Origin of the sequence: Mesorhizobium sp. M0854, from assembly GCF_040319815.1 — a bacterium.
In the GTDB taxonomy this organism is placed as follows: domain Bacteria; phylum Pseudomonadota; class Alphaproteobacteria; order Rhizobiales; family Rhizobiaceae; genus Mesorhizobium.
Window position 1 is genome coordinate 79,304 of sequence record NZ_JAMYOL010000021.1, and the last position, 10,118, is coordinate 89,421.

Genomic DNA, 10,118 nt, shown 5'->3' on the forward strand with positions numbered 1-10,118 from the left:
GCCTGCCGGGACGCGCGAAGTAGACCATGATCGAAATGAGGAAAGGCGAGGGAGGGCAAAGATTGGGGGGCGCGTTTTTGCTACCCCTTTGCTACCCCGAAGAAGGACTTCGGCGGCCGGACTTTTCGCTGCGGTTGTGGGGGTAGAAGAGAAGATCGCGATAGCCGCCGGCGACTAAAAAAGCTGCACGGCGTAAGATAGCTCGGACCTTGTGGCGGAGATGATGATCACGCCAATCTCGCGGCACAATCGGCTCTTGCGAAAACAGCACCTCCGCGAGCTGACGATACGTTGCACCCGTGCGGTGACCATCATGTGCGCGTAAATTGAGGATATGCCTGGTCTTGGTCTGTTGCGGCAGCGCGCCGTAAGATGAACTTCCTGCCCGGCCGTTCAGTGCGCGCCAGAACCGGCGCGCTGCATCGAGCCGCGTCTCGAATGCAGCGTCGAGCGGCAGAAGGATAGCGTTGAATTCACCGGCGCGGTCATCAGCGACGAGATGACTTTTCCCAATTAAGGTAGACCAAGTAATGTGAAGGCCTTCGTCCTGCGGCCAAACGCTGGCTCCGGCAAGGCTGGAAGGTCGAACTGTTTGATGGGATGCGGATACCTGCATGACCCGGAGCACGCGCGGCGAGGCCTGTTCCGTCCAGATGATATTGTCCGCTTTCGGAACTCCGGCACCGGCAGTTTTGAAATCGCGCGCCCCAACGGGCGGCGAGATCGGGCTGACCGGCAGGTTCTCCAGAACCAGCGAGTTGCGATGCAAGCTGGCTGCACTCTGCCACGAATTCGTCATTCCGGATCAGATACTCGGCAGCGAACTCCGTAGCCTGGTAGCTGCACATGTGTGCATACGCCGCCGGATCGGTCCAATCGCCTTGCACTGTTCCTGTCCTCTCCGCGTACCCGGATGTGAGGCGTCGGCGTCAACATTCCCGGCGGATAAGGAAGTTGAATAGTTGGAGAGTCGACAAACCATTATGCCGACTCAGCAAAGTGGAGCGCCGGCCGCGTCAGTGCGGAGCGCCGCCAGCGAGAAGATATCGGTAGCCGCTGGTCGTTATCCATCGCGCGCGGGCAAGATGGGTTTCCCAGGACCGGAACGCTCGTTCCGGCTCCTGCTCCGGGTCTATATGCAAGACGATCCTGGCCACCTCTCGCCAATCGGCATCTTCCGCCGCCGCGTCAAGCAGGCGAATGTAGGTGAGCAGACGCTCCTCGTCATAGCCGGTCAGGACCGAGGCATCCGGCGCAATGTCGGCGACATCAGGATCGAGCAGCGGTTTAAGCATGGTATTTGACCGTTCATATTTCGATCGCGATCTCGAAGGAGCCGTCCTTTAGATCGAGCACCAATCATAGCGAATAGGAACGATCATTCCTAGAACGATAGTTCCCTTTCTGGTCCCTAATCCGCCATGAATCTCAAGGAGATCATGGCGGCCAACATGCGTCGTCTGCGCCATGACCAGAACGTGACGCAGGAGGAACTGGCCGCCCGCTCTGGACTGAGCATGCGTTACGTCGGATCGATCGAGCGCGCTCGGGTCTCGGCCAGCATCAGTGTTCTTGGGAGGATCGCAACTGCGCTGAATGTGGACCCATGCGAGTTGATCAGAAAATCGGCACCGTGAGTTGACGCGGGAAACACCTCGAATTTTCGATGATCGGCGAGGCGACATGCAGGAATGAAGTCTCCAGTCGCGAACACGACAGGTAGTCGCCCCGAAGTCCGACGGAGCTCGTTGCGCAGCGACTGCGCTCATCTTGTCGTGAAAAGGAGGACGGCCCCGCCCTGTTCGTCCGGGCGGAGCCTTGGTCGGGGCTTTACTCCGCGTTGCGGCGGCCGTTGGGGCGGGACCAGATGAGGCTGTAGTCTTCGCCTTGCTCATCGTTGAAGAGGTTGGCGTAGATCGGAGCGGTGAAGCTCGGATCGTCCAGCTTCAGGCCGAGAAAGTCGCGGCCTTCATTGGAGCGCTTGGACCAGGCGGCGCCGATCTCGACCCGCCCGACGAAGACACGGTGGCTGGGGGCGTTGTCGCCAGAGCGGTTGGCCTCGGGGATGATGCGGACGTTCTTGGCCTGGAGCGAGAGGGTGACGATTTCGCCGGTGAACTCGTTGTTGCCGGTCCTCTTGAAGCTTCCGATTATCGCCATGAGTTTTCTCCTTGAACTCTGTTTCGAGCCCGCACCATTGCGGCCTCGATGGCGATCGGCGGGCCGCAGGCGATCGACGCCGCATCGCTTGCGACCGCAGCGCCAGCGGAGGATGGCAGCCAAGCGACTTTGTTGTTTGGCGAGGAATGACGGCGCAGCCGGCAGGGGAAGAAAGTCGATTGGCGCCATTGCGGCTTAGGCGATCGAGGCGCAGCCGACCTTCGGCCAGATCAGCCCATTAAAGAGGCCGTTTGGAGCGGCCCACCAGATAGAGACATCAATGGAGAACCTGGCGATACCGTCGCTGGCGAAATCCTGGCTACGACGGTCACCGGCGTCGATGCTCCTCTGTACGGGATCGCGAAGTCGCAAGCTGTTGTCAGCAACGCGAATAAGACACGCACGTGATGGTTCAAGTCACGGCTGACGTGCACCACCGGATATGCGCTATCTTTAGAACGGGTCGGAACGCCGTGGTGGATTCGAACTGTGCGTCGCGTGATGCCGTGTCAGCGACGACGCTAACAATGCGACGGCCAAAAAAAGCATCCTGCCCACGCCGGTTGTTCGGTGAGTTCGCCCAGATCCAGGCCCTGTTCGGTTGAACGGGCGTCGTTTATTCGCAGCTGTGATGCCAGCTGCGACGCAGCTGAAACGTTGACGGCAAGCGTGACGGCGTCGCGCGCCTTTGCTAGGGCGCGGACTTGAGCATCGCAAAAAGACGGACGGCGCTGGAGCCGGAGATCCGGCATCCTGGGCCAAGCACTCCAGCGAGCTGCAAATACAGTACGCGCTGCCCGATCGCGGCCGTATCGCACAATCGAAAAAAGGGTAGGGGCGGGCAGCGCTTACGTGCCGCCTCCCTTGGGGCGGAAGTCGAGGACTGGGATGCCGAGCTTCTTTGCCTTGTCTGCAAGATTGTCCTGAATTCCGGTCCCGGGAAAGACGATCACGCCTATCGGCAGCGCCTCCAGCATTGCGTCATTGCGCTTGAACGGGGCGGCTTTGGCATGCTTTGTCCAATCAGGGGCAAAGCCGATTTGGGGTACCTTGCGACGGTCTGCCCAACAGGAGGCGATCCTTTCGCCACCCTTCGGCGATTTCCCGTGCATCAATACCATGTCGGGATGCCTGGCGTGGACCTGGTCGAGCTTGGCCCAGATCAGCTGGTGGTCATTGAAGTCGAGCCCAGCGGTGAAGGCGATTTTCGGGCCAGGTGGCAGAAGGACTTCCTGCGAGGCGCGTTTCTTGGCGCTGAGAAAATCGCGGCTGTCGATCAGCGCAGAGGTCATGTTGCGATGGTTGACCATCGATCCGCTGCGCGGTCGCCAACTCGATCCGGTGTGGCGCTCGTAGTGCTCCGCGGCCTGATCACGCATCAGTTCGAAGGCGCTTTGGCGTTCGATCAGCGTCTGCCCTTCGGCCGTCAGGCGTTCCAGCTCGACGGATTTCACTTCGCTGCCGTCCTGCTCACGCTGGCTGCGGCGTTGCGCCTGCTCGTTGTGATCGAGTTCGCGCTCGATCCGATCTGCGGCGCGGTGAAAGATGTTGACGGTCGACCACAGAAGATCGTCGAGATCGGGCTCGAGGCGAGTGTCTTGCAGTGCCACGATGAGGGCGTCGAAGATGTCGGCGATCGCGCCGGCGACGCAGTGGCCCTCTGGAAGCGGTCGAGGATCAGGCTCATCCACGAAGGGACGGTAGCCATAGAGCTGGAGTTCGGTGAGGACGTGGTCGATGGGTGAAGACGAGTGCTGTGGTTCGTAGTCGTCATGCTCGCTCATTGGATGCTCCGCCGGTTGGACCGCGACCCTCGCGGCCTTCATGGCGACGGAAGCCGGCGAACGGGACGGACCTGCACCCGCAGCGAAGCGAAGGGCCGGAGTGTCAGCGGAGGAGGGTGAAGGCCGGCTATTTTGCTTCGCGATGGAAAGCGCTCCGTTGGGGAGCGCGCCGGAAAATAGTCGGCCGGAGACATTGCGGGTCCGGGTCGTTTGCTGGCCGATCGCCCTCTCGAAGGCCCGCAGGCGCGGTTCTCTCCGACTTCAGGAGCATCCAGTGATGCAAGCGACAGCGGACAGGCTGTTCGTTCCGAGTTATCCCGCCACTGCCATGAAACGGGCGATGTCCTGCGGGGCGAGCTGAACACGGACTGCTGCTCGAACGGCATCCACGCCTAGCGTACAGAGATCTTCGTTGAGGTCCCCAAGTGCCGGCGAGAGCACGACCGGCTCGATCCCGGCAGCATTCGCTCTTTCGATCAAGGTGTCACGCGCGCCATTACCGGCTGGATCGGCGTCGCGCACGATGTAGAGCCGTCTCAGCGTGAGGGGGAACAGCATGGCAGCAAGATGGGCGGCCGAGAGTGCCGCTGCCATAGCCATATCGGGCAGGATGCACCGAAGCGACAAGACGGTCTCGATGCCTTCGCCGCCCGCCATGACGTCGCCCGGCAGGCCAAAGCGAACCGCGTGACCAAGAAGATCGCCCATTGCGCGCCTCGGCGTACCGACCGGTGCCTTGCCCCAGCCGGAAGGATCAAGCCATGTGCGATGTGCGCCAGTCAAATGGCCGTCGAGATCGGTGACTGAAGCGATCATCGCCGGCCAGGTCTCAGTCGGCGCTTGTTCGTTGGGCCGGTAGTAGCAGCGCGGGTGAAAACGCAGGCTTCCGGTCCCGTGCAAAGCGGTAATACTGCGGTTGCGCAGATACGCCTCTACGACCGTACCCGCAATCGGCTGCGACATCGCAAACAGCCGACGCGCTGCTTCCGATGATCCGGATCGCGTGTCTACCGATTTCGGCCGGGGAGAAATCTGCTCTGGTTCGGGATGCGGCAAGCCGAGAAAAGTCATTGCTTCATTCGCAACGTCCTTGAAGTTGCTGAAGCCGCGGCTTTCGCGGATGACGTCTAGAAGGTCGCCATGCTCGCCAGTCGCCGCATCGGCCCATTTGCCGGCTGCTCCTTTTCCGTTTGCTGACCCGACGAGCCGCACGAACATTGAGCGGCCCGGCGTGTTTTGCGCATCGCCGACAAGCCAGTAGCGGCCCTCGCGATGCCCGTTCGAAAGATAGTAGCGACAAACCGCCTCAGCCTGCCGGCTGAGCCGGTGCGCCAGTTCTGACGCATCGTGGCGGGCCATCACGCATCCTCCCGCGTGTCGATGCGCTGGACTGGATAACCCTTCAGCAGCTTGCCCAGAATTGCGGGTCCAGATGCGTCGGCCGGCACGAACATGCGCAGCTTCCAGGAGATGATCTCTCGGAAGAGGCCGTAAGCCGAAAGACGGTCACGCATAGTGTCGTTGAAGCCCGTCAGCTCGATTCGGCTGACGCCCATGACGCGGCTGCGCCGAAGCTGCAGACCATCGGCGAGGTCCAGGATCGTTCGACCGCCCAGAAGCGCAACGAAAGCGTCACTGGCTGTGATGGAAGACGAGCTTGTTGCCTGTGCGCCCGCGATCCATGCTGGCGGGACCTGACGACCGATGATGCGCTCGCCATCGTCAGTCTGGAGCCGGTACACACGTGAGAATTCCCTGGGCAGACGCTTCCAGATCGGCAGCAGCATGCCGGCAACGACATGGATAGTGCTGTCCGTGAATTCGGGCACGTCAGCCGACTCGACACCCCAGGCGTCAGCGAATGCAGCCTGCTCAGCCTCAACCCAGTGGCTCTCCGCCATCATCTTCAGTGAGGCCTGATGGTGCTCCATCGGCCGGATCAGCCGGACGCCCCATTCGATCTCGCCGTTGTCGAGCATGAGTGCGGGCGCTGGCACCTGTACGGCGGCGCGGCCGGATCGGTTGTTGACCAGGAGCTTCGCGCGGGGATCGTGAAGCTGGGCAAGGGCATCGGCAAGTGAAACGGGTCGATTGCGCTTGCGCTGGGCGATGGTCAGCAGTCGCGTTTCCGCACCGGTGGCGGCATGGACATGGATGACGCGTCGCTCGGTGACGACGACGCTCTCCGCACGCAGTGTTTCCAAGCCGATGTCGTAGGCACCGGAGGCGATGGCGCCCTCGATTTTCGCATTTAGCAATTGTTCGAAGGCCGTAAACAGGGCGGTTTGAAGCGCAATGGTAAGCGCCAGCAGCCGATTGAGGAAGGTCGTGATCGGCGGCAGTTCGTCCTTGATGCCGGTGGAATCCGTCAGTGTGAGGCCGGTCGCTTCCTCGAACATCTGGAGTGAGCAGCCGTCCACCTTGCCGCGAACCAGCAGCAGGTAAAGCTGCCGCAACGCGTCGCGGGCATAGTGCGACTCCAGATTGTCCTCAGGGCGAAATAGGCCTTGGCCACCGGTCTGGCGCTGGCCGCGCGTAATGGCGCCCAATGTGTCGAGCCGCCGGGCTATCGTCGAGAGAAAGCGCTTCTCAGCCTTCACATCGGTCGCAACCGGCCGGAACAGCGGCGGCTGCGCCTGGTTCGTGCGGTTGGTGCGCCCCAAGCCCTGGATGGCGGCATCGGCCCTCCAGCCCGGCTCGAGCAGATAGTGAACTCGAAGGCGGCGGTTCTTCGCAGTGAGATCAGCGTGATAGCTGCGGCCAGTGCCACCGGCGTCGGAAAACACCAATATGCGCTTACAGTCATCCATGAATGCCTGTGCCTCGGCGAGATTGGCCGATCCGGCGCGATTTTCGACGACAAGGCGATCGATGCCTCGAGTGCTGGTCTTGCGCACGATTCGGCGCGACCGGCCTGTCACTTCCGCTACGAGGTCGGTGCCGAAGCGCTGTACGATCTGATCGAGTGCCCCCGGGACGGGGGCCAGCGAAGCGAGTTGCTCGATGAGGCGATCGCGGCGGGCGACCGCTTCGCGGCTCTCCACGGGCTGGCCGTCGCGATAGACCGGACGTGACGACAAATTGCCTTCGCTGTCGGTGAACGGCTCGTAGAGTTGCACCGGGAACGAATGCTGCAGATACGAGAGGACATATTCGCGCGGCGTGATATCGACGCGAACGTCGTTCCATTCCTCGGTTGGAATTTCCGCGAGGCGCCGTTCCATCAGTGCCTCGCCGGTCGAGACGATCTGGATGACGGCGGCATGGCCCTGATGGAGATCGCGCTCGATCGAGCGTATCAGGGTCGGCGTCTTCATGCCGGTGAGCAAATGCCCGAAGAAGCGCTGTTTCGTGCTCTCGAATGCCGAACGTGCAGCCGACTTTGCCTGACGGTTCAGTGTCCCGGTCTCGCCTGTGACGTTGGCGGCCCGCATCGCGGCGTCGAGATTGTTATGAATGACGCTGAACGCTCCGGCATAGGCGTCGTAGATGCGGGTCTGCTCGGGGGTAAGCTGGTGCTCGACCAGCTCGTATTCGACACCATCGTACGAGAGCGATCGGGCCGTATAGAGACCGAGTGCGCGAAGGTCTCGGGCGAGCACTTCCATGGCGGCAACGCCGCCAGCCTCGATCGTCTCGACGAATTCGGCCCTGGTCGCGAAGGGCAAATCCTCACCACCCCATAGGCCCAAACGCTGCGCGTAGGCGAGGTTGTGGACGGTGGTTGCGCCCGTCGCCGAGACGTAGACGACGCGGGCGTTCGGCAGGGCATTTTGGAGGCGGAGCCCGGCGCGTCCCTGCTGTGAGGCGGCGACGTCGCCGCGTTCTCCCTTGCCGCCTGCGGCGTTCTGCATGGCATGGCTCTCGTCGAAAATGATCACTCCGTCGAAGTCGGTGCCCAACCATTCGACGATCTGCCGCACGCGCGAGACCTTCTCACCGCGTTCGTCGGAGCGCAGCGTGGCGTAGGTGGTGAATAGGACCCCTTGATCGAGGCGGATGGCCTTGCCCTGCGGGAACCGCGACAGCGGCGTGACCAGCAGGCGCTCCATGCCGAGAGCAGACCAGTCGCGCTGGGCGTCTTCGATCAGCTTGTCGGATTTGGAGATCCACACTGCCTTGCGGCGGCCCTGCATCCAACTATCCAGGATGATGCCGGCCGACTGGCGGCCCTTGCCGGCGCCCGTCCCGTCGCCGAGCATGAAGCCCCGGCGGAATCGCACGACGTGCGCGGCATCGTCGCGCGCGGCAGAGACAAGATCGAAGGTGTCGTCCACCGTCCAGGAACCGGCGAGGAACTCCGAATGGGCCTCGCCGGCATAGATGACTGTTTCTAGCTGCGCGTCGGACAAGAGGCCGTCGCTGACAACCTTGGCAGGAAGAATCGGCCGGTAGCTCGGCTTCGGCGGAGCAACGGATGCCATGGACGCCGATTGAACCAGCTTGGTCGGATGCGGATGGGCGCCCGGAATGCGGATCGCCTGCAACCCGTACTCCTCATAGATGCCATCGGTGATGTGCCTACTTTCGGCAGGCCTCCAGTCCACAGTCTCGTAGGCAAGCTCGGCGCCTTCCGGCTCGGCGAGGCTGCGCACCGGAGAGGAAGCGGTGGATCTGGCGAGATCACCGCGCACCGTGCGCGCTGCGGGCCCCAGTGCCTTGACGGCGGGCGCAAAAGCCGAAGCGCTGACCGGCAGCCGTGCGGGAACGTGCTCGCCAATCCTGGCGATCAGTGTCGCGACATCGGGCGCCGTTCCGGCTGATGCTGGAAAGATGCCTGGATTGTCGGCCGGCAGTTTGTCGATGACGGTCAGCCGGGTCTCGACGGTGGTGCCATGCCTGGCGTAGACGGCGCCGTCGATCGCGGCGGTGAACACCACGCGACCGCGCTCCTGGAGCCTGACGAAGGACTCGCGCCAGACGCGCAGCTCTGGGGAAAAATTTGCCCCAGTGATTGCGACAAGCCGTCCCCCCTCGGCGAGCCGGGCCAACGCAGAGGCGACGTGGCGGTAGGCGGCGTCGGGCATGCGGCCGCTGACGTTAGCAAGCGCCGAGAACGGCGGGTTCATCAGCACGACGCTTGGTGCAATGCCGGGATCGAGATAATCATCGATCTGCGCTGCGTTGAAGCGAGTGACGGGGATGGCCGGAAAGAGCAACGAGAGAAGCCCGGCGCGGGCCTCGGCCAGTTCGTTGAGCAGCAGTGTGCTGCCGCTGATCTCGGCCAGAATAGCAAGTAACCCGGTGCCGGCGGAGGGCTCCAGCACGCGGTCGGCAGGGGTGATTGCCGCGGCAGTCACGGCCGCCAGACCGAGCGGAATGGGGGTGCTGAACTGCTGAAGCGCTTCGGTCTCTTCGGAGCGGCGCGTGTGCATTGGGAACAGGCCGGCGATCTTGCCCAGCATCGGAAGTGCGGCGGCCGGAGAACCGGCTTTGCGGAAAAGCGACTTTCCGTATTTGCGCAGGAACAGCACCGTCGCGACTTCGCAAGCGTCATAGGCTGATTTCCAGTCCCATGCGCCGGACGCATCGGAGGCAGCGAAGGCAGCTTCCATGGCGGAGCGAAGGCTCGAGACGTCGACGCGCTGACCGCGTTCGAGATGGGGCAGAAGAAACTGCGCCGCGCTGTGGATGGCGGCAGCTGGTTCGACAGCCGGGGATGAGACAAGCGGAAGCGGCACTGCCGGAGCGGCAGTCTTCGAAGAAACATCAAGCATGGAGAAAACCTCGAGGAGAGCGGAACGGGAATGAACCGGGCGGCCCTCTCTCTCGACCAATCCGGCTCAAATCCGCCCTGGCCGGCCTCTCCCCTCCGGACTGCGGTCTTGCCGATGACAATCCTTCTTCGATCCGGGCGCCGCGCCGCTACCCGCCGTCAGCGCAACGACGACAGCGGCAACGCGGTTGGCAGCCCGGGGGCGATATCTTGGCACGCAGTGGGAACGGCGGGGCAGCAGCCGCCGAGCGAGAAGGACGCGGCAGATGCGGCCAATTGGCTTTGCCCGTGTGAGAAAGTGAGCATCCGATAGGGTAGGAAAGGGCGCGGGGGCGCCCCCCCCCCCCCCCCCCCCGGGCGGAAATTAAGTGGATGTTTAAAAAAAGAAGCCGGCCGCACAAATTAGGGGTTTTTTGTTAGGGGGGGGGGGGTAAATTTAAAAAAAATATGGGGGGGGG

At 62.6% G+C, this 10,118-nt stretch carries 8 protein-coding genes; 1 reads left to right on the forward strand and 7 read right to left on the reverse strand.

The annotated features are described in order from the left end of the window. Window positions 1–91: 91 nt before the first annotated feature. The 3 genes from NKH99_RS24785 to NKH99_RS24795 all read right to left on the reverse strand — a co-directional run bounded on the left by NKH99_RS24785 (window position 92) and on the right by NKH99_RS24795 (window position 1,295). Window positions 92–532: a DUF2285 domain-containing protein gene (locus tag NKH99_RS24785; protein ID WP_352777613.1), complete on the reverse strand. Its 441-nt coding sequence runs from the start codon at window positions 530–532 to the stop codon at window positions 92–94. After that, window positions 489–848 carry a transcriptional regulator domain-containing protein gene (locus tag NKH99_RS24790; protein WP_352768913.1) on the reverse strand — a complete coding sequence of 120 codons (360 nt, stop codon included), beginning with the start codon at window positions 846–848 and terminating at the stop codon, window positions 489–491. The genes NKH99_RS24785 and NKH99_RS24790 overlap by 44 nt, the downstream gene beginning before the upstream one ends. 168 nt (window positions 849–1,016) lie before the next feature. Further along, the gene (locus tag NKH99_RS24795; RefSeq protein WP_352470545.1) at window positions 1,017–1,295 is read right to left on the reverse strand and encodes a DNA -binding domain-containing protein; all 279 of its coding nucleotides are present in this window, start codon (window positions 1,293–1,295) and stop codon (window positions 1,017–1,019) included. Window positions 1,296–1,421: 126 nt separating this feature from the next. On the opposite strand from NKH99_RS24795, the gene NKH99_RS24800 reads away from it, so the two are divergent. After that, entirely contained in the window at window positions 1,422–1,637 is a 216-nt protein-coding gene (locus NKH99_RS24800) for a helix-turn-helix domain-containing protein (protein WP_023674290.1), read from the forward strand. Between the two features lie 193 nt (window positions 1,638–1,830). On the opposite strand, the gene NKH99_RS24805 is transcribed toward NKH99_RS24800, so the two are convergent. The 4 genes from NKH99_RS24805 to NKH99_RS24820 all read right to left on the reverse strand — a co-directional run bounded on the left by NKH99_RS24805 (window position 1,831) and on the right by NKH99_RS24820 (window position 9,661). Then, a complete protein-coding gene (locus tag NKH99_RS24805) occupies window positions 1,831–2,160 on the reverse strand; it encodes a DUF736 domain-containing protein (RefSeq protein WP_352768910.1) in 330 nt (109 codons plus the stop codon). Window positions 2,161–3,008: 848 nt separating this feature from the next. Next, entirely contained in the window at window positions 3,009–3,944 is a 936-nt protein-coding gene (locus NKH99_RS24810) for an SLOG family protein (protein ID WP_353016041.1), read from the reverse strand. Window positions 3,945–4,256: 312 nt separating this feature from the next. After that, a complete protein-coding gene (locus NKH99_RS24815) occupies window positions 4,257–5,303 on the reverse strand; it encodes a DUF7146 domain-containing protein (protein ID WP_352819809.1) in 1,047 nt (348 codons plus the stop codon). Continuing rightward, a complete protein-coding gene (locus tag NKH99_RS24820; RefSeq protein ID WP_353016043.1) occupies window positions 5,303–9,661 on the reverse strand; it encodes a strawberry notch-like NTP hydrolase domain-containing protein in 4,359 nt (1,452 codons plus the stop codon). Before NKH99_RS24820 ends, NKH99_RS24815 begins: the two co-directional genes overlap by 1 nt. Between the last annotated feature and the right edge of the window lie 457 nt (window positions 9,662–10,118).

Coding starts and splice junctions, on each gene's coding strand:
- NKH99_RS24800 (WP_023674290.1), top strand. CDS start 1,422: ATGAATCTCAAGGAGATCATGGCGGCCAACATGCGTCGTCTGCGCCAT.
- NKH99_RS24790 (WP_352768913.1), bottom strand. CDS start 848: ATGTGCAGCTACCAGGCTACGGAGTTCGCTGCCGAGTATCTGATCCGG.
- NKH99_RS24820 (WP_353016043.1), bottom strand. CDS start 9,661: ATGCTTGATGTTTCTTCGAAGACTGCCGCTCCGGCAGTGCCGCTTCCG.
- NKH99_RS24815 (WP_352819809.1), bottom strand. CDS start 5,303: ATGGCCCGCCACGATGCGTCAGAACTGGCGCACCGGCTCAGCCGGCAG.
- NKH99_RS24810 (WP_353016041.1), bottom strand. CDS start 3,944: ATGAGCGAGCATGACGACTACGAACCACAGCACTCGTCTTCACCCATC.
- NKH99_RS24795 (WP_352470545.1), bottom strand. CDS start 1,295: ATGCTTAAACCGCTGCTCGATCCTGATGTCGCCGACATTGCGCCGGAT.
- NKH99_RS24805 (WP_352768910.1), bottom strand. CDS start 2,160: ATGGCGATAATCGGAAGCTTCAAGAGGACCGGCAACAACGAGTTCACC.